The 19,110-nt window shown below is 68.8% G+C and carries 17 protein-coding genes; 10 read left to right on the forward strand and 7 right to left on the reverse strand.

The window, feature by feature from the left end; translation table 11 throughout:
- The first annotated feature begins 108 nt into the window (after window positions 1-108).
- The 5 genes from EPL04_RS13755 to EPL04_RS13775 all read left to right on the forward strand — a co-directional run bounded on the left by EPL04_RS13755 (window position 109) and on the right by EPL04_RS13775 (window position 5,548).
- Complete coding sequence (locus EPL04_RS13755) at window positions 109-1,590, forward strand: aldehyde dehydrogenase family protein (protein ID WP_394345876.1); 1,482 nt, start codon at window positions 109-111, stop codon at window positions 1,588-1,590.
- 306 nt (window positions 1,591-1,896) lie between these two features.
- Window positions 1,897-3,045 (forward strand): M20 family metallopeptidase, encoded by a 1,149-nt coding sequence (locus EPL04_RS13760; protein ID WP_134671813.1) that lies wholly within the window; start codon window positions 1,897-1,899, stop codon window positions 3,043-3,045.
- A gap of 155 nt (window positions 3,046-3,200) precedes the next feature.
- The gene (locus EPL04_RS13765; protein WP_134671769.1) at window positions 3,201-3,953 is read left to right on the forward strand and encodes an SDR family oxidoreductase; all 753 of its coding nucleotides are present in this window, start codon (window positions 3,201-3,203) and stop codon (window positions 3,951-3,953) included.
- Window positions 3,953-5,215: an ArgE/DapE family deacylase gene (locus EPL04_RS13770; protein WP_134671770.1), complete on the forward strand. Its 1,263-nt coding sequence runs from the start codon at window positions 3,953-3,955 to the stop codon at window positions 5,213-5,215. The genes EPL04_RS13765 and EPL04_RS13770 overlap by 1 nt, the downstream gene beginning before the upstream one ends.
- An 84-nt stretch (window positions 5,216-5,299) precedes the next feature.
- Window positions 5,300-5,548: a hypothetical protein gene (locus tag EPL04_RS13775; protein ID WP_134671771.1), complete on the forward strand. Its 249-nt coding sequence runs from the start codon at window positions 5,300-5,302 to the stop codon at window positions 5,546-5,548.
- Between the two features lie 87 nt (window positions 5,549-5,635).
- Here the strand turns inward: EPL04_RS13775 and EPL04_RS13780 are convergent, their stop codons facing one another.
- Complete coding sequence (locus EPL04_RS13780; RefSeq protein ID WP_134671772.1) at window positions 5,636-7,111, reverse strand: CoA-acylating methylmalonate-semialdehyde dehydrogenase; 1,476 nt, start codon at window positions 7,109-7,111, stop codon at window positions 5,636-5,638.
- 170 nt (window positions 7,112-7,281) lie between these two features.
- Here EPL04_RS13780 and EPL04_RS13785 point away from each other — a divergent pair, with 170 nt between their 5' ends.
- From EPL04_RS13785 to EPL04_RS13795, 3 genes are all read left to right on the forward strand, one after another.
- Window positions 7,282-8,622, forward strand: a complete 1,341-nt coding sequence (locus EPL04_RS13785) for an aminotransferase family protein (RefSeq protein ID WP_134671773.1) — start codon at window positions 7,282-7,284, stop codon at window positions 8,620-8,622.
- 123 nt (window positions 8,623-8,745) lie between these two features.
- Entirely contained in the window at window positions 8,746-9,270 is a 525-nt protein-coding gene (locus tag EPL04_RS13790) for an Lrp/AsnC family transcriptional regulator (RefSeq protein WP_134671774.1), read from the forward strand.
- Window positions 9,267-10,097 (forward strand): VOC family protein, encoded by an 831-nt coding sequence (locus EPL04_RS13795; protein WP_134671775.1) that lies wholly within the window; start codon window positions 9,267-9,269, stop codon window positions 10,095-10,097. Before EPL04_RS13790 ends, EPL04_RS13795 begins: the two co-directional genes overlap by 4 nt.
- Window positions 10,098-10,114: 17 nt before the next feature.
- On the opposite strand, the gene EPL04_RS13800 is transcribed toward EPL04_RS13795, so the two are convergent.
- From EPL04_RS13800 to EPL04_RS13825, 6 genes are all read right to left on the reverse strand, one after another.
- The gene (locus tag EPL04_RS13800) at window positions 10,115-11,128 is read right to left on the reverse strand and encodes a dipeptidase (RefSeq protein ID WP_134671776.1); all 1,014 of its coding nucleotides are present in this window, start codon (window positions 11,126-11,128) and stop codon (window positions 10,115-10,117) included.
- 63 nt (window positions 11,129-11,191) lie between these two features.
- Window positions 11,192-12,253 carry an ABC transporter ATP-binding protein gene (locus EPL04_RS13805; protein WP_134671777.1) on the reverse strand — a complete coding sequence of 354 codons (1,062 nt, stop codon included), beginning with the start codon at window positions 12,251-12,253 and terminating at the stop codon, window positions 11,192-11,194.
- Window positions 12,250-13,338 carry an ABC transporter ATP-binding protein gene (locus EPL04_RS13810; RefSeq protein ID WP_134671778.1) on the reverse strand — a complete coding sequence of 363 codons (1,089 nt, stop codon included), beginning with the start codon at window positions 13,336-13,338 and terminating at the stop codon, window positions 12,250-12,252. Before EPL04_RS13810 ends, EPL04_RS13805 begins: the two co-directional genes overlap by 4 nt.
- Before the next feature lies 1 nt (window position 13,339).
- The gene (locus EPL04_RS13815; RefSeq protein ID WP_134671779.1) at window positions 13,340-14,257 is read right to left on the reverse strand and encodes an ABC transporter permease; all 918 of its coding nucleotides are present in this window, start codon (window positions 14,255-14,257) and stop codon (window positions 13,340-13,342) included.
- Window positions 14,258-14,260: 3 nt separating this feature from the next.
- Window positions 14,261-15,211: an ABC transporter permease gene (locus EPL04_RS13820; RefSeq protein ID WP_209019627.1), complete on the reverse strand. Its 951-nt coding sequence runs from the start codon at window positions 15,209-15,211 to the stop codon at window positions 14,261-14,263.
- Between the two features lie 21 nt (window positions 15,212-15,232).
- Window positions 15,233-16,834, reverse strand: coding sequence for an ABC transporter substrate-binding protein (locus EPL04_RS13825; protein ID WP_167599480.1), 1,602 nt, complete (start codon window positions 16,832-16,834; stop codon window positions 15,233-15,235).
- 224 nt (window positions 16,835-17,058) lie between these two features.
- Here EPL04_RS13825 and EPL04_RS13830 point away from each other — a divergent pair, with 224 nt between their 5' ends.
- On the forward strand, window positions 17,059-17,787 hold the full coding sequence (locus tag EPL04_RS13830) for a helix-turn-helix domain-containing protein (protein ID WP_134671781.1): 729 nt from the start codon (window positions 17,059-17,061) through the stop codon (window positions 17,785-17,787).
- Window positions 17,788-17,848: 61 nt separating this feature from the next.
- Window positions 17,849-19,081, forward strand: coding sequence for a YkvI family membrane protein (locus EPL04_RS13835; RefSeq protein ID WP_134671782.1), 1,233 nt, complete (start codon window positions 17,849-17,851; stop codon window positions 19,079-19,081).
- The last annotated feature ends 29 nt before the right edge of the window (window positions 19,082-19,110 follow it).

The following is a 19,110-nucleotide window of genomic DNA, read 5'->3' on the forward strand; positions in this document are numbered from 1 at the left end:
CGCGAAATTCGGCGTTTGCCCACAGGGACTTATTTCGGACAATATGCAGTAGATTCCCGAAACCGTCGAACGCCCGGAACGCCTAAGACGTTCGCCATTCATGTAGCGATTGTGACTGGTCCCGACATCGATATCGACGCGACGCACGACCTCTACGTCGGCGGCGAGTGGTCGCCGGCCGCCGACGGCGGCCGCTTCGAGACCGAAAACCCCGCGACCGGCGAGCCGATCGCCGAGGTGGCGTCGGCGACCGCCGCCGACGTCGACCGGGCGGTCGCGGCGGCCCGCGACGCCTTCCCGGCGTGGCGCGACACCGCGCCCGACGAGCGGGGACGGATCGTCCACCGAATCGGCCGACTCGTCCGCGAGCACGCCGACGAACTCGCCGCGATCGAGAGCCTCGATCAGGGCAAACCGGTCTCGCAGGCCCGAAGCGACGTCGAGGGGGCCGCCCGGTACTTCGAGTACTACGCGGGGACGGCCGACAAGCTCGAGGGCCGGAGCGTCCCGGTCGGCCCCGAGCAGGTCGATTTCACTCTCCGGGAGCCCTACGGGGTGAGCGCCCAGATCACGCCGTGGAACTTCCCGGGGAACCTCTTTGCCCGCGGGGTCGCCCCGGCGTTAGTCGCGGGCAACACCGCGGTGGTCAAGCCGGCCGAGCAGACGCCGCTCTCCTCGCTCCGGCTCGCCGAACTGTGCGCCGAGGCGGGCGTCCCCGACGGCGTCGTCAACGTCGTCACCGGATTCGGCGATTCCGCCGGCGCGGCGCTCTCGGGCCACGCCGGCGTGGACACTCTCACCTTCACCGGGAGCGTCCGGACCGGCACCGAGATCATGCGACAGGCCGCGGGGAACGTGACGCCGGTCACCCTCGAACTCGGCGGCAAGAACCCGGCGATCGTGTTCCCCGACGCCGACCTCGACGCGGCGGCCGACTGGATCGCCAAGGGGATCTTCACGAACGCGGGGCAGGTGTGCTCTGCGGCCGACAGGGTCCTCGTCCACGAGTCGGTCCGCGAGGACCTCCTCGATCGACTCGTCGAGCGCGCCGAGAGCTACGAGCTCGGGCCCGGGCGCGCGGACCCCGACATGGGCCCGCTCGCGTCCGAAGCGCAGTTCGAGAAGGTGCGGAACTACGTCGACCTCGGCCGCGAGGAGGGCGCGACGCTGGCCGCCGGCGGGGGGACGCCCGACCGGGAGGGGTACTTCGTCGAGCCGACGGTGTTCACCGACGTCGAACACGACATGCGGATCGCCCGCGAGGAAATCTTCGGCCCGGTGCTCTCGGTGATCTCCGTCGCCGACGAGGCCGAGGCGCTCCAAGTCGCGAACGACGTGGAGTACGGGCTGGTCGCCGGCGTGTTCACGAGCGACGTCACGCGGGCCCACCGGTTGGCCGGGCGGCTGGCGGCCGGCAACGTCTACGTCAACAAGTGGTTCGGCGACACGAACCAGACGCCGTTCGGGGGGTACAAGCAGAGCGGCATCGGCCGCGAGAAGGGGTTGGAGGCGCTCGATTCGTACCTCCAGACGAAGAACGTCGCGGTGAACCTCGCCGACGGCGACGGCGCCGACCTGCCGGGCGCCTGACCCCCACCGGCTCGCGGCGGTCGCCGTCGGCTCGGACCGTCAGCGCGCGGCCGGACGTTAGACAATTTCCACCGTCGCCGCCGATCTGGAAAACGCGAGTCGGAATACGCCGTTCGAACAGAACACAGTGTCAAAACCACTACCTATAATAGGTCGCCGTGTAATGTGTCGTGTGAACGTGTCGCAAAACTTGGGGCGGCCGCCGGCGCGTCGCCGCGATCGCCGTCGGTCGCGCACCGGCGTCCGTCGACGGCCGCCTCGCAGTCGAACGCCTCGATCCACACCATGACCACCCAAGACCCGGAGATCGACGCGGAGCTGACCGAGATCATCGCAGAACTGGTATCGCGCGAGACCGAGAACCCGCCCGGCAACGAGCGCCGAGCCGCCGAGTACGTCCACGAGTGGCTGACCGACCGCGGCGTCGACGCCGAACTGGTCGCAGAGCCCTACGAGGACCGCCCGCAGGTCGCGGCCCGCGTCGGCGACGGCGACCCGACCGTGGTGCTCAACGGCCACATCGACGTGGTGCCGGCGGGCGACCGCGAGGAGTGGTCGCGGCCGCCCTACGGCGCCGAGGTCGAGGACGGCCGGCTGTACGGCCGGGGGAGCGCCGACATGAAGACCGGCGTCGCGGTCGGAATGAAAGCGCTCGCGGACCTGAAAGCGCCGATCGAGTCCGGCGAGCTCGGAGGCTCGCTCGCGCTTCAGGCCGTGATCGGCGAGGAGACGGCCGAGCCCGGCACGAAGACGCTCCTCGAACGCGGCCACGACGGCGACTACGGGGTCGTCCTCGAACCGACCGGGATGCGGACCGCGACCAGCGAGAAGGGGCTGGCGTGGTACGAGATCACGGTCGCCGGCGAGCCCTCCCACGCCAGCCGGCCGACACAGGGCGACAACGCCATCTCGAACGCCCGACCGGTGCTGGCGGCGCTCGAAGCCTACGACGACCGGATCGGCGAGCGCGAGGACGACCTCGTCGGACGGGCTCACGCCACCGTCACCCAGATCGAGGCCGGCACCAAGGAGAACGTCGTGCCCGAGGACGCCGTCATCACCGTCGATCGGCGGTTCCTCCCCGACGAGTCGGCCGACCAGCTCGACGCCGAGATCGACGACCTGCTCGCGGAGGTCGAGGCCGACCACGGCGTCGAGACGTCGTGGCGCCGGACTCGGACCTACGAGTCGGCCGCGATCGACCCGGACAGCCGGCTCGCGGACGTCTTTCGGGAGGCGTCGGCCGAGCGCGCCGACGTCCCGACCGACCCGTGGGGCGTGAAGGCCTCGACCGACGTGCGGAACTTCGTCAACGACGCGAGCATCGAGGCGATCACCTGGGGACCGGGCGACCTCGCGCAGGCCCACACCTACGACGAGCACGTCGAACTGGCCGACGCGACCGCGGGCCTGCGAGCGCTCGAAGACGCGCTCGGAACGCTCCTCGACGAGTAACGCCGCCGGTCGGGGTTTCGCCCCGCTCTGAGAGTGAGAGAGTGAGTGAACCGTGTTCTGTTATCTGGCTCGAATCGCCCCGTTATCCGATCTATATCGGATCTATTTTGACTCCGTTCGGAACTTTGATACTCGCGCGTACTCAATCCGACTTCATGACAGTTGATGGCAAGGTCGCGGCGATCACGGGTGCCGGATCCGGGATGGGTCGAGCGACCGCGCGGCTGTTCGCCGAGCGCGGCGCGGACGTGGCGGTCGGCGACGTCGACGGCGAGGCGGCGACCGAAGCCGCCGAAGCGATCGACGACGCCGCCGACGGCTCGGCGATACCGGTGACCGCGGACGTCTCGGACCCCGACGACGTCGCGGCGTTCGTCGACCGAACCGTCGGGGCGTTCGGCCGACTCGACGTCCTCCACAACAACGCGGGCGTCCCCCAGGAGTCGACGCCCGTCGAGGACGTGACCGAAGCGACGTGGGACCGCGTTCAGGACGTGAACCTCAAGAGCGCGTTCCTCGGGGCGAAACACGCGGTCCCCCACATGCGCGAGCAGGGCGGCGGCGTCATCCTCAACACGGCCTCGACGGCGGGGATCCGCCCGCGGACCGGGCTCTCGGCCTACTGCGCCTCGAAGGGCGGGATGATCACGCTGACCAAGCAGTTGGCCCACGAACTGGCCGACGACGACATCCGGGTCAACGCCGTCTGCCCGGTGGCGACCGACACCGAGATGCTCCCGGCGTTCGCGGCCGGCGATCTGAGCGTCGACTCGATGCGCGAGACCATCCCGCTCGGGCGACTGGCCGACCCCGAGGACGTCGCCCACGCGGCGGCGTTCCTCGCGAGCGACGAGGCCGCGATGGTGACCGGCACCGCGCTCGAAGTCGACGGCGGGAGGGATGTCTGATGGTCTCGAAGGCCGAGATCCACGCCGCGGTCGACGATCGGCGATCGGAGCTGGTCGAGTTCCTCCGGGAGTTCGTCGCGATCGAGACCGAGAACCCGCCGGGGCGCAACTACCGCGAGGGCGCGTCGTTCCTCGGGGCGGCGTTGGCCGAGCGCGGCTACGAGGTCGAGACCGTCGAGGTGCCCGAGGCGGTCGTCGCCGAGCACTATCCGGATCGGACCGACCACGAGCGCGTGAACGTCCTCGGGCGCAAGGAGGGCGCGTCGTCGGGTCCCGACGTCCACTTCACGGGCCACTTCGACGTCGTCCCCGCGGGCGAGGACTGGCGGTACGACCCCTACGATCCGGTCGTCGAGGACGGCCGGGTCTACGGGCGCGGGACCAGCGACATGAAGGCGGGCATCGTCGCCAGCCTGTTCGCGATCGACGCGCTCGAAGCCGCGGGCGTCGACCTCCGGGGGTCGGTCACCCAGAGCATGACCGTCGACGAGGAGACCGGCGGGTTCACCGGCCTCGGCTATCTGGTCGAGGAGGGGTACGTCGCCGCGTCGAACACCGACTACTGCGTCTACACCGAGTGTTTCGACGCCTCGCGGGTCTGTCTGGGCCACCGCGGCGTCCTGAAGTTTCGCGTCACCGCCCACGGGTCGAAGGCCCACGGCTGTATGGCCCACGACGGGGCGAACGCCATCGGAGCGATGCACGAGTTCCTCGCCCGCGTCGACGAGTACGAGGACGACCTCCACGAGCGTACCACCGACCTCCCGGTCACGCCGCCCGAGTCCCGGCGCGCGGACATCTCGGCGACGATGCTCGACGCCGGCTACTCGGAGAACGTCGTCCCGGACCGGTGTAAAGCCACCTTCTACCGCGTGCTCGTGCCGGGCGAGACCGTCGAGAGCGCCCGCGAAGAGATCCGGGACCTGCTGGCCGCCTCCGAGGCCGAGACCGGCGAGCGGTTCGAGTACGACGAGATCATGTTCGCCGAGCCCGCGAGCGTGCCCGCCGACTGCACCGTGAGTCAGACGTACACCGAGAACATTCTGGACTTCTACGAGGACACCGAGCCGGTCGTCTCGCCGGGGTCGGACGACCAGCGGTTCGTGGTCAACGACGCGGGCATCGAGGAGTGTATCGTCTACGGGCCGGGACTGCTCGAACAGGCCCACGTCGTCGACGAGCACGTCCCAATCGAGGAGATCGTCACCGCGGCGAAGGTGATGGCGGCCTCGACCGCCGACCTGATGGGCGCGACCGAGTGACCGCCGCCCGAATCGGTCGGAACGCGGGTGTGGGCGTTCCCCCCCGGAGTAAAATACTTATTTATATAACAGCTCTCTCACTGCATGGCGGAAACGCTCACGGCGCTCTCCCAGCGGGACGAAGCGTTCTGGGTCGGGTTGGCCCTGTTCGTCCTCGGAGTACTCGCTCCCGAAACGTTCTCGCTCGGAGGCGTCGGACTCTCGCGGGGTCTGGTCGTCGTTGGCGGAGGGATCCTCCTCACGAGAGTGCTCGTCGGGGGCTTCCGAATCCTCAAAACGACGATAGAGGCGGGAGTGGGCGGCTATCGCGAGGGGAAACAGGACGAGAGATAGAACCGCGCTACCGCCCACTCGTCTCGGCCGCGGTTCTGAAAAACCGACCCGAATCGGCACCGACCCGGCGATCGCCGGTCTACCGGCTCACGCGTCGGGCCACCGCTCGATGTAGACGGTCTTGTCGGTGTAGAAGTGGATCATGTCCTCGCCCTGCGCGTGGAGGTCGCCGAAGAACGAGTCCTTCCGGCCGCCGAAGTGGAAGAACGCCATCGGCGCGGCGGTGCCGGCGTTGACCCCGAGGTTCCCGACGTCGGCCTCGTGGCGGACCTTCTTGGCGTCGGCCCCGCTGGCGGTGAAGAGGCTCGCGGCGTTCCCGAAGTCGCTACGGTTGAGCACCTCGATCGCCTCGTCGACGTCCTCGACCGCCATCAGCCCCATCACGGGGCCGAAGATCTCCTCGCGGGCGATCGTCATCTCGGGGTCGACGTCGCCGAACACGGTCGGCCCGAGGAAGTTGCCCCCCTCGTAGCCCTCGACGTCGACGTCCCGGCCGTCGAGCAGGAGATCGGCGCCCTCGTCGACGCCGGTCGCGATCAGGTCTCGGACCCGCGCCTCGTGGTCGGGCGTGATGAGCGCGCCGATGTCGGTGTCGTCGTCGAGCCCGTAGCCGACCGTCTGGGCCCGCGCCTCTTCGAGCACCCGGTCGACGAACTCCTCGTAGACGCCTTCCTCGACGACGACCACGTCGTTGGCGAGACAGCGCTCGCCGCCGCACGCACACGCCGAGGAGACGGTCTTCTTCGCCGCGAAGTCGAGGTCGGCGGTCTCGGTCACGACGATGTGGTTTTTCGCGCCGCCCTGGGCCTGGACGCGCTTACCGCTCGCGGCGGCCCGCTCGTAGACGTGCTCGGCGACCGGCGTCGACCCGACGAACGACGCGCCCTCGATGCCGTCGTGGTCGAGCAGCGCGTTCACCGTGTCGACGCTCCCGTGGACGAGCTGGACGACGCCGTCGGGGAACCCCGCCTCGTCGATCAGCTCGAACAGCCGCTGGGCGACGACCGGGTCCTGCTCGCTTGGCTTGAGCACGAACGCGTTGCCGGTCGCGACCGCGTACGGCAGGAACCACAGCGGGATCATGCCGGGGAAGTTGAACGGCGTGATCGCCGCGAACACGCCAAGCGGCTTGCGGACCGCGGTCTCGTCGATGCCGGGCGCGGCGTTCGGGAGGTGGCCGGCCTGCATCATCGACGGGACCCCGCAGGCGACCTCGACGTTCTCGATGCCCCGTCGGAGCTCGCCTTTCGCCTCCGGGAACGTCTTGCCGTGCTCGCGGACCAGCACCTCCGCGAGCTCGTCCTGGTGGGCTTCGAGCAGTTCTTTGAGCGCGAACAGCGGCTGGATGCGCTCTTCGACCGGCGTCGACTGCCACGATTCGAACGCCTCCCGGCCGGCGTCGACGGCGGCGTCGACGTCGTCGCCGGAGCTGAAGCCGACCCGGGCGAGCGTCTCGCCGGTCGCCGGGTCGACCACGTCTTGGCCGTCGTTCGACGGCCGTCGCCACTCGCCGTCGACGTAGTTCTGTACGTCGTCCCACGGTGGGGTGGTATCTAGTGACATCGTACGTTGATGGCTCTCGCTTCTCCCCAATAAGTCTTCCCGACAGCGTCCGCTCTGAGCGGACTCGGGCGGACGAAATACCTCTCGAAGATTGATTCGTGGGAAATTATACTTCATATCTTGATCCATCCAAAGATTAATCAAATCGGGACACTAGTTCTCATCCGACGATGTCAGAGCAAGAGCCCGCCCCGACCGACGGTCTCAACGAGGTCGAAGCCACCGACCGCGAGCACGTCTTCGGAACGTGGTCGTTCCAGAGCGAGGTCCGGCCGACCGAAGTGACCCACGCCGAGGGCGTCCGGTTCACCGACGCCGACGGCGAGGAGTTCGTCGACTTCTCGAGCCAGCTCATGTGCTCGAACCTCGGCCACTCCGCCGAGAAGGTCGAGGACGCGATCGCCGAACAGGTCGCCGACGCGGCGTACGTCTCCCCGGGCTACACCACCGAGGCCCGGGCGAAACTCGGCGAGAAGCTCGCGGCGGTCACGCCCGGCGACCTCTCGAAGACGTTCTTCTCGACCAGCGGGACCGAGGCGGTCGAGGCCGCGATCAAGATCGCGCGCTTCTACACCGGCAAGCAGAAGATCCTCTCGCGGTACCGATCGTACCACGGCGCCACCTACGGCTCGATCAGCGTCACCGGCGACCCCCGCCGGCTCGCCTCCGAGCCCGGGATCCCGGGGACGATCAAGGCGCCCGACCCCTACGCCTACGGCTCGACGCTCGACCCGATGGAGAGCGTCGAGTACATCGACGAGATGCTCGAACTCGAAGGCGACACGGTCGCGGCGATCCTGGTCGAACCGATCGTCGGCTCGAACGGCATTCTGGTGCCGCCCGAGGAGTACCTCCCCCGGCTCAAGGAGATCGCCCACGACCACGGCGCCCTGCTCGTCGTCGACGAGGTGATGAGCGGGTTCGGCCGCACCGGCGAGTGGTTCGGCGCCGACGTGTTCGGCGTCGAACCCGACATCATGACGATGGCGAAGGGGCTGACCGGCGCCTACCAGCCGCTCGGGGCGACGATCGTCACCGACGAGATCGCGGCCCACTTCGACGACAAGATGCTCTGTCACGGCCACACCTACTCGGGCCACCCCGCGGCGGTCGCGGCCGGCCTCGCGGCGGTCGAGACCTACGAGGAGCAGAACCTCATCGAGCGCGCGAGCGAGGTCGGCGAGTACCTCGGCGACCGGATCGACGACCTCGCCGACCGTCACCCCAGCGTGGGCGAGGCCCGCGGGGTCGGGCTGTTCCGGGGGATCGAACTGACGAGCGACCCCGACGAACGGGTCCCGTTCGGCGAGCGCGCCGACAAGGTGAGCAAGGGGACCACGGTCGTCGACGAGGTCGCCGCGGCCGCGTACGACCGCGGCACCTACGTCGCGAACATGATCAACACCCTGATCGTCGCGCCGCCGCTCACGATCACCGAGGACGAGATCGACGAGGCGATCGACGCGCTCGACGCCGCCCTCGACGTCTCGGACGACGCGATGGATCGGTAGCCGGCCCGACGACGACGGGATCAAACGCGCCGCCCCACGTCGCGGCCGGGCTCGGCGCCGGTCCGTCCGGGCCGGACGCTCGACAACGGGGCTTTCTTGATCGAACGCCTCTAACTGTCGCCCATGAACGACGCACTCCGGGCGGCGCCCGATCTCGACGAGACGGATCTCGCCATCCTCGAGCGAGTCGAGGCGGACTTCGACGTCAGCTTAGAGACGCTGGCCGACGAACTCGACCTCTCGAAGTCGGCCATCCACTACCGGCTGAACAAGCTCAAGGACAACGGCGTCATCCAGGGGGTCACCGCCGACGTCGACCCCATGGCGTTCGGGCTCGAGATGGTGTCGATCACCGACGTCTCGGTCACCCACGAGCAGGGGTACTCCGAGGACATCGGCGAGTCGCTGTCGGCCATCGACGGCGTCGAGCAGGTCTTCTACACGATGGGCGACGTCGACTTCGTGGTGATCAGTCGGGTCCAGAGCCGCGAACAGCTCAACGACCTCGTCGAGCGCATGGTGGCGCTCGAGGGCGTCAACGAGACGTCGTCGCGGTTCGTGATGCGCGAGTTCGACGGCCCGACCTCGGTCACGGGCAACCTCACCGACGACGCCCGCGAGACAGTCCTCCAGCCGTCCTCGCAATGAGCCGGACGCTCGATCACGTCCCGTTCGCGTGGCACGACCTCGAGGAGATCACCGCCGAGTTCGACCGGCTCGGACTCGCGCCCGACTACGGCGGCGTCCACGACAACGGCCACACCCACATGGCGGTGCTCGGGTTCGACGACCGATCGTACGTCGAACTCATCGCCGAGCGCGAACCCGGCGACCACGACTTCTGGCCGCGACACATCCGGGCCGACGCGGGGCCGGCGGCGTGGTGCGTCCGGGTCCCCGACGTCGCGGCCGAGTGCAAGCGCGTGATCGAGGCGGGCCGGCCGGTCCGGGGCCCGCTGTCCGACTCGCGCGAACGCGAGGACGGCACGCTGGTCGAGTGGGACCGCGCCGAGTTCGGAGCGCCCGACGAGCGCCGCCTGCTCCCGTTCGCCATCGAGGACCGGACGCCGCTGTCGTCCCGGATCGCGCCGAGCGACAGCGTCGCGGGCGGCCCCCTGACGGGAATCGGACAGGTCGTGCTCGCGGTCCCGGACCTCGACGCGGCCGAGCGGACGTTTCGGGACCTCTATCGCTATCCCCGGTCGATCCGCGAGCAGGTCGCGGGCTTCGGGACGGTCGCGTCGTTCCCCGGCCGGCCGGTGGCGCTCGCGGCCCCCGACGGGACGGCGTGGCTCGACGACCGACTGTCCGATCTCGGGGCGGGCCCGTGTGCGTGTCTGCTCGCGACCGACGACCTGACGGCCGCCCGCGAGGCGGCCCCGCTCGGCGAGCCGACCTCGTGGCCCGAGGGCCGGGTGGCGTTTTTCGACAGCGATATGTTGGGATCGCGACTCGGCGTCGTCGAACGGACGTAGTCACTCGGGTCCGACGCTCACTCGCCGAGGACCGCCCGCAAGACTCGCACCGAGTTGTCCCGCAGGATCCGGGCGACCGCGTCGTCGCCGAACCCCCGCTCGGCGAGTCGGGCGCCGAGGTCGGCCACGTCGGCGTCGCCCCGGAGGCCCTCGACCGGCATCGGATCTGGGAGCCGCGCCCGTTCGGCGTCCGAGAGGAACGGCCGGAGGTACTCCACGAAGTCGAACCCGACGCCGACGTGGTCCGGGCCGACGACGTCGACGGCGTGCTCGACGTGGTCGAGGTAGTCCTCGACCGTCGACCCCTCGCCCGGCGCGGCCAGAAACCGTCCGACGGCGGTGAGCCCGACCACCCCGCCCGCGTCGGCGACGGCCGCGAGCTGGTCGTCGGTGAGGTTCCGGGGGTGGTTCCGGAGCGCCCGGCAGTTCGAGTGGGAGGCGATCACCGGCCCGTCGGCGAACTCCAAGACGTCCCAGAACCCCGGCTCGTTCAGGTGCGAGACGTCGACGAGGACGCCCAGTTCGTCCGCTCGCTCGACGACCTCGACGCCGAACGCCGAGAGCCCGCCCGGCGTCCCGGATCGCGTCGGCGCGAAGAAGCTCCCGTCGCCGGCCGCGTTCCGCCGGCTGTGAGTCAGCGTCAGCACGCGCAGGCCGAGCCGGTAGAACGCATCGAGCATCGAGCGATCGCCCTTCAGCGCCTCGGCGCCCTCCATGCCGAGGACGAGCGCGTGGCGGTCGCGCTCGGCCGCCGCGTCGAGGCCTTCGGCGGTCGTCGCGAGCGACAGTTGCTCGGTCTCCTCGACCTCTTTGCGGATCGCCTCGACCGCCCCGAGCGCCCGTCGGAGCGCCAGTTCGGGCAGGTACGCCTCGTCGACGTAGACGGCGACGACTCGCCCCGCGATTCCGGCCGCCGCCATCTCGGGGCGGAACTCGTCGGCGATCACCCGGCGGCGCCCCGCGGCCCGCTCCCGGACCACCGCATAGGGGATGTCCGAGTGGAGATCGAAGCATCTGTGGTCTCGGCTCATCGGCGCGTCCCCCTTCGATCGGCGGGCGCTCGCGTCCGCGAACGCGCCGGACGCCGCTCGGCCCTACTCATCGTCGGCCTCCGAGCGCGATTCGTCGACCGCCTCGTCGTGGAGGTAACACGCCGAGTGGTGGCCGTCCTCGATGTCGTAGAACTCCGGCGGCGCCTCCTCGCAGACCGGCCCGATCTTCTCGGGACACCGCGTCTGGAACCGACACCCCTCCGGCGGGTTCTCGGGGCTCGGCGGCGCGCCCTCCAGGAAGATCCGGTCCCGATCGACCGCGGGGTCCGGGTCCGGAACGGCCGACAACAGCGCCCGAGTGTAGGGGTGCTGTGGGTTCTCGAACACGTCCTCGGACTCGCCGATCTCGACGATCTTCCCAAGGTACATCACCGCGAGCCGGTCGCAGATGTACCGCACGACGCTGAGGTCGTGAGAGATGAACAGGTAGGTGAGCCCGTACTCGTCCTGGAGGTCGTCGAGGAGTTCGAGGATCTGGGCCTGCACGCTCACGTCGAGCGCGCTCACGGGCTCGTCACAGACCACGAAGTCGGGATCGACGCTCAGCGCGCGGGCGATCCCGACGCGCTGGCGCTGTCCCCCCGAGAACTCGTGGGGGTAGCGGTCGTAGTAGCTCCGGTCGAGACCCACCTGATCGAGCAGTTCCTTGGCGCGGGCCTCCCGATCGGCCCTGTCGCCGACGTCGAGCACGTTCATCGGCTCGGTGATGATGTCGCCGATCACCATCCGGGAGTCGAGGTTCGAGTGGGGGTCCTGGAAGATCATCTGCATCTGCTCGCGCATCGGCCGGAACTGCCCGTCCGAGAGGTCGGTGATCGGCCGGCCGTCGTAGTAGATCTCCCCCGCGGTCGCGTCGTGGAGCTTCAGCAGGGTCTCGCCCAGCGTCGTCTTCCCGCACCCGCTCTCGCCGACCAGCCCCATCGTCTGGCCGGCCGGGATGTCGAACGAGACGCCGTCGACCGCCTTGACCCGACGGACGTTCCCGAGGAGCCGATCGACGAGCCCCTGATTGCTCTCGTAGTACTTCTCGAGCCCTCGGACGCTCACCAGCGCGTCCTCGGCGGCCTCTCGGTCGCGGTCGCGCTCCCGATCGGTCACGGTCATTCGCCGGCACCTCCTCGGCGGCGGTCGGCCGCGCGGTCGTCCCCGCCGGTCAGCCGCCCGATCAGTTCTGGGTCCGGGTCGACCTCGGCCGCGCTCCCCGGTTCGTCCCGGGGCTCGGGATAGAGGTGACACGCGACCCGGCCGCCGTCTCGCTCGACTTCCTCCGGGTGGTGCCGATCGCAGTCGGCCATCGCGGCCGGACACCGCGGGTGGAACCGACACCCGGACGGCGGGTCGACGCCGCTCGGCATCTGGCCCTCGATGCTGGCGAGGCTGTCGGTCTTCTCGCGGGCGCTCGGGATGCTGTTGACCAGCCCGTACGTGTAGGGGTGGCGGGGCGCGTCGTAGATGCGCTCGACCGGAGCGACCTCGGCCATCCGCCCCGCGTACATCACCCCGACGCGATCGCACACCTCCGAGATGACGCTCAGGTCGTGGGTGATCAGGACCACCGACATGTCGTGGTCCTCCTGAAGGCGGTCGATCAGATCGAGGATGGTGGCCTCGATGGTCACGTCGAGGGAGGTAGTGGGCTCGTCGGCGATCAGCAGCGACGGGTTGTTCGCCAGCGCCATCGCGATCATCGCCCGCTGTTGCATCCCGCCCGAGAACTGGTGGGGGTACTCGGTCGCCCGCTCGCCGGGGTCGGGAATCCCGACCAGTTCGAGCATCTCGACCGCCCGGTCCCACGCCTCCTCGTCCGAGACGTCGCGGTGGATCCGGACGGGTTCGGCGACCTGCCGGCCGACCGTGTGGACAGGATTGAGCGACTGCTCGGGGTCCTGGAAGATCATGCCGATCTCGTTGCCCCGCACGCGCTGGAGTTCGGGACCCGACATCGAGAGGACGTCCTCGCCCCGGAACCGGACCGACCCGTCGACGATCTCGCCCGGCGGCGTCTGGATCAGTTTCAGGATCGACATCGCGGTCACGCTCTTGCCGGCGCCCGACTCGCCGACCAGCCCGAACGCCTCGCGCTCGCCGACCCGGAACGACACCCCGTCGACGGCCCGGACCGTGCCCTGCTCGGTGTGGAAGTGGACGGTCAGATCCTCGACGTCCAGCAGGGGCGGGTCGTCGGTCATGCTATCGCACCCGCTCCGTGTTCCGCGGGTCCAGCGCGTCCCGTAGCCCGTCGCCGAAGATGTTGGCCGCGAGCACCACGATCATGATCGCCACGCCCGGGAACGTCGAGATCCACGGCGCCTGCAACAGGTACGACCGACCGTTCGCGAGCATGTACCCCCACGACGGCTTCGGTGGCTGGATCCCCAGCCCGAGGAAGTTGAGCCCGCTCATGATGAGGATCGCGCTCGCGAGGTTGATCGTCGTCTGGACGATCAGCTCCGAGATCCCGTTCGGGATGACGTGCTTGAAAAGGATGTAGCGTCTGGTCCCGCCGGAGGTGCGGGCGGCCTTGATGAACTCCTCCTCGCGGAGCGACAGCGCGTTCGACCGGATGACCCGCGCGAACTGCGGGGTGAACACGACCGCGACCGCGAACGCGGCGTTGTACATGTTGATGCCGAACGTCGCCATCATCACGATCGCGAGGATCAGCGACGGGAACGCGAACACGACGTCCATCCCCCGCATCAGCGCCTCGTCGATCCAGCCGCCGTAGAAGCCGGCGGCCGCGCCGATGATCGTGCCCAGCACCGACGAGATGCCGACCGCGATCAGCGCCAACAGGAGGGTGTTGCGCGCGCCGAACACGATCCGCGAGAGCACGTCGCGGCCGTACATGTCGGTTCCGAGGAGGTGGGCGGTGCTCGGGCCGGCAAGCGCCGGCCCGACGAACTGTTCGAGCGGGTCGTAGGGCGCGATCACGGGCGCCGCGACCGCGACGAAGACGACCGCGACCAGCGTCGCGGCGCCGACGAGTCCGCCCCGGTGGCGCGCGAGACTCGACAGGATCCGTCGGTGGCGCCCCGAGAGGACGCCGCCGAGCGCCGATTCGTCGTCGGTGTCCGCTGACTCGACCGGTTGTGTCTGTTGGGCCATGGCTCAGTCGTACCTGATCTTCGGATTGATGAACGTGTAGAGGACGTCGACGAGGAGGTTCATGAACACCATCACGGTCACGATCACCAGCGTCAGTCCCTGCACCGTCGGGTAGTCGAACTTGTGGACCGCGCGGATCAGCAGGCGCCCGAGGCCGCCGATCCCGAACACCGTCTCGGTCAGCACGCTGCCCGCCAACAGCAGTCCCAACTGCATGCCGAGGACGGTCAGGATCGGCAGGAAGGCGTTTTGGAGCGCGTGGCCGGTGATGATCTCGCGCTCGCTGACGCCCTTCGAGCGGGCCGTCCTGATGTAGTCCTGATTGAGGACGTCGAGCATCGCCGATCGGGTGAGTCGGACGGTGAGCGCGGTGATGCTGGTCCCGAGCGCGATCGCCGGCAGCGTGAGGTGGTGGAGCCGATCGAAGACGGTTCCGTCGACCGCGAACCCCGAGCTCGGGAACCACCCCAAAAAGTACGAAAACAGCAGTATCAGCATGATCCCCTGCCAGAAGACCGGCATCGACACGCCCGAGAGGGCGACGATGGTGGTGACGTAGTCGACCTTCGTGTACTGCTTGACCGCGCTGACGATACCGGCCGGGATGCCGACGGCCATCGAGATCAGCCACCCCGAGAGCGCGAGCTGGAGCGTGATCGGGTACCGCTCGACGATCATCTCGGTCACGGGCCGGCGGAACGTGAACGACCGCCCGAGGTCGCCGTGGAGCGCGTCCCACAGCCACAGCAGGTACTGCTTCCACAGCGGCTCGTTGAGGTGGAAGATCTGGCGGATGTTGCGGATCGTCTCCTCGGACGCCCGGCGCTGTCCGAGGATGAGTCTCGCGGGGTCGCCCGGCGCGAGGTGGAGCATCAGGAAGATGAGCAAGGTCGCGCCGATGACGACCGGAACGAGCAACAGGAGCCGTCGCAGGACGTAGCGTGCCAGACCCATGCTGAAGCGAACCGAGAGCGGTTACTGGGGACCGACCCGAGCGCCGACGTCCTGCCAGTACCACATCGGCGTCACCTCGGGGAACGACAGCGACTCGTTGACCCCGAACCCCTGCTCGACGAGCACGCCCCAGATGGCCGGCACGTCGTCGTGGACGATCTCCTGAATCCGCTTGTACAGCTCCTCGCGTTCGGCCTCGTCGGTCGTGGTCCGGGCCTGTTCGAGCAGGTCGTCGACCTCGCCGTTCTCGTACCACGACTCGTTGTTGTTCGGCGGCCAGAACTCGGAGTTGTACTGCGAGTACAGCTGTCCGTCCGGATCCGGGTAGTCCGAGCCCCACCCGTCGTACTGGATGTCGTACTCCCCGTTCTCGATGCGCGGGAGCAGCTGCTCGTAGGGCATCTGGTTGACGTTGACCTCCACCCCGAGCGCGTCGCGCCACTGCTCTTGGACGATGACCGCGACTCGGGCCTGCGTGCCCTGCGTGGCGATGAACTCGATCGGCCGGTCGATCCCGCCGCTCTGGTCGTAGAGCTCCTGGGCCCGCTCGGGGTCGTGGCCGTACAGGTCGAGTTCGTCGTTGTGCCACCGCATGTTCTGGGGGAGCGGCCCCTGCTGGCGGACCGCCGTCCCGAAGTAGACGTTCTCGATTATCTGGTCCCAGTTGGTGGCGTACGCGAGCGCCTGTCGGAGCTGTTTGTCCGACTGCCAGGGCTCGCGCTGGTTCTGCATCGAGAGCTTGTACTCGAGGAACGTCGTCCCCCGGTCGATGCGGGCGTTGCCCATGTTCGACACCTGCTGCCACTGCTGGGGCGGCAGGTTCCCCACGACGTCGTGTTCGCCCGTGCTGAGACCGGTCACCCGTGAGGAGCCCTCGGGCACGATGCTGAACGTGATCCCGTCGGCCATCGGGAGGTCGTCGTTCCAGTAGTCGTCGTGGCGGACCAGCTCGATCTGGTTGCCCTGGCTCCACGACTCGACCGCGAACGGCCCGCTACCGACGGTCGTCCCCGGGTTCCGCCCGAAGTCGACGCCGTGTTCGTCCATCGCCGAGGCCGGCCCGATCCCCACGAACCCGGGCATGTACCGCCAGACCGCAGACTGCTCGGCGAGGTTGAATCGGACGGTCCGCTCGTCGACGACCTCGATGCCGTCGTCGCCCTCCTGGACGTTCTCGAGCGCCCACGAGAGCGGCGAGGCGACGTCCGGGTTCCGTATCCGCTCGAAGCTCGCCTTCACGTCGCCCGCCGTGACCGGCTCGCCGTTGTGGAACGTCGCGTCCCGGAGTTCGTACACGTAGGAGGTGTCGCCCTCGGTCTCGACGTTCGACGCCAGCCAGTTCGTGAGCTCCGGCGGGTCGTCGTAGGTGTAGGTGACCAGCGTGTCCCAGACGTTGTTGGTCACCTTGTTGGTCGTAAAGTCGTACGCGAGCGCGAAGTCCATCGCCACGATCGACTCCTGGAGCGCGTACGAGAGCTGGCTCCCGTCCTGAGTCGCCCTTGCCGCGTCGTTTGTCGCCCCACCGTTCCCCGACACCCCGGCGATTCCCGTCACCCCGACTGCCCCAGCAGCGCCGATTGCTCTGAGACATGCACGACGGTCGTACTCTCCCATTTCGTGCATAGGTACCACTCCACACATCTCCTGTTAAAACTACGGGTAAATCGACGGCGGAGCCGACGTTTCACTTTCGGGACCTCGCGGGGAGTATTACCGGCGGCGGTCTAAGACTTATCCCCAGGCTCGCGTGATACGCCGTCCCGGGCGGTGAAAGGAACTCGACGCGGCCACGCCGGCGTCGGTCGTCTGGCGCAACGCTTAATTGTGGGCTCGCGCTGGTCAACGCTATGGGAGAGGTTACCGGAGAGGGCCCCCGCACAGGGGAGAGCCGACAGCCCACGCAGTTCACCCTGAAGATCTGGCACCCGAACTGCTGGACCCTCCGGACGACGGCGGCGGTCGACGCGGGGCTGATCGCCCACAGCGTCCACGAGTTCGACGGGCTGGTCAACGCCCGGATGACGGCCCACGCCGATCGCAACGCCCGGATCGACGCGCTCGTCGCCGCGATCGACGAGTCGGCGCTGACCCACCGGGTCGAGCGGGTACAGACCTACTTCAATCCGAGCCTCCGCACCGAGGCGGCCGGCAACGTGACCGAGGAGCTTCTGGTGCGCTACGAGCCCGAAAACAGCATCCACGACGCGTTCCTCTCGCGGGGGTTCCTCCCCGACGAGGAGATCCGGATTCGTGACGGCTACGAGTACTGGACCGTCATCGTCACCGCCTCGCGATCGACGATCGAGACCCGCCTCGACGAGATCCGCCGCGAGATGGACGCCGAGATCACCGTTCAGGGGATGAAATCGCCCGACGCCGAGCCGACCGCCGCGGCGGCGGGCGACCGACTCTCCGAGCGCCAGCGCGAGATATTCGAACTCGCCCGGCGTCGGGGCTACTACGAGTGGCCCCGAGAGACGTCGGCGACCGACCTCGCGGCCGAACTCGACGTGACCAAGCCCACGGTGCTCGAACACCTCCGGAAGGCCGAGGCGAAGCTCCTCGACCCGGAGTGACCGGCCCTTCTATGGTAGGTCGCATCTATATGCGGCTCCGTTGGTAGTTCTCTCGTGTAATATGTCAACTGGTACCAGTGGGGACGACGCGGGACTGTTCGAGCGACTCGCAAGCGGCCCGTTCGGGACGATCGTCCTCCCGGCGATAATCCTCCAGTCGGTGCTCATCGGCGGCGGGTACGCCACCGGCCGGGAGATCGTGACCTACGGCGCGAAGTACGGCGCGGCGGGCTGGCTCGCCGTGGTCGGCATCTGGGTCGGGTTCACGGTGATGGCCGTGCTCACCTTCGAGGTCGCGAGGACCTTCGGCGCGTACGACTACAAGCGCTTTATCAGACAGCTCATCGGTCGGTTGTGGCCGGCGTTCGACCTGCTGTTCGTCGTGATGGCGGTGCTGGTGATCGCGATCATGGCGTCGGCGGCGGGCAACATCATGGAGCAGACGATCGGCGTCCCCTACCTCGCGGGGGTCAGCGCGGTCGTCGCGGTGGTCGGGGTGCTCAGCTACGCCGGCGAGTCGCTCATCGAGCGGTTCAAGACCGGCGGGACGGCCTTCCTCTATCTGGCCTACCTCGTGTTCGGCGCGCTGGTGCTGTCCCAGACGTGGGGCGACGTCACCGCGGTGTTCGCGGCGGGCGACACCTCCTACGTCGGCGAGGCCGACGCGCTGTCGGTCCTGCAGTCGGGGATCCTCTACGTGGGTTACAACCTCGTGGTCTTCCCGGCGGTGTTCTTCGCGCTCGACCGCCAGACGAGCCGGCGGGAGTCGGTCGTCTCCGGGGTGCTCGCGGGCGCGCTGATGACGATCCCGTTCGCGCTGACGTACGTCTCGTTCATGGGCTTTTACCCCGCGGAGGGCGTGATGGGCGCCGCCGTCCCGTGGCTACCGGTGCTCGAACGCGTCGGCGGCCCCGGCCTGATCGCGTTCTATGGGGTCGTGATGGGGTGGACGCTGATCGAGACCAGCGTCGGGCTCATCCACGCGCTGGTCGATCGCCTCGACGAGAACATCGCGGACGTGGCCGTCGGCCCGCTCGACGGCCAGACCGGGCTCTCGAAGCTCCAGCGCGGCGGGCTGGCGGTCGCCGTCCTCGTCGGGGCGCTGGTGCTGTCGCGGGTCGGCATCGTCGCGCTGGTCGCACAGGGGTACACCACGATGGCGTACCTCTTCATCGCGCTGTTCGCGGTCCCCCTGCTCACCGTCGGGGTGCTCCGCATCCGGAACCCCGACTGGGGATCGAGCGTGCTGGGAACCGGCGAGGTGGCCGCCGGCACGGCCCGGTCGGACGACTGAGCGCCGGGCGAGTCGGTCTCGCTCGGTCG

Source organism: Halorussus marinus (assembly GCF_004521895.1).
In the GTDB taxonomy this organism is placed as follows: domain Archaea; phylum Halobacteriota; class Halobacteria; order Halobacteriales; family Haladaptataceae; genus Halorussus; species Halorussus marinus.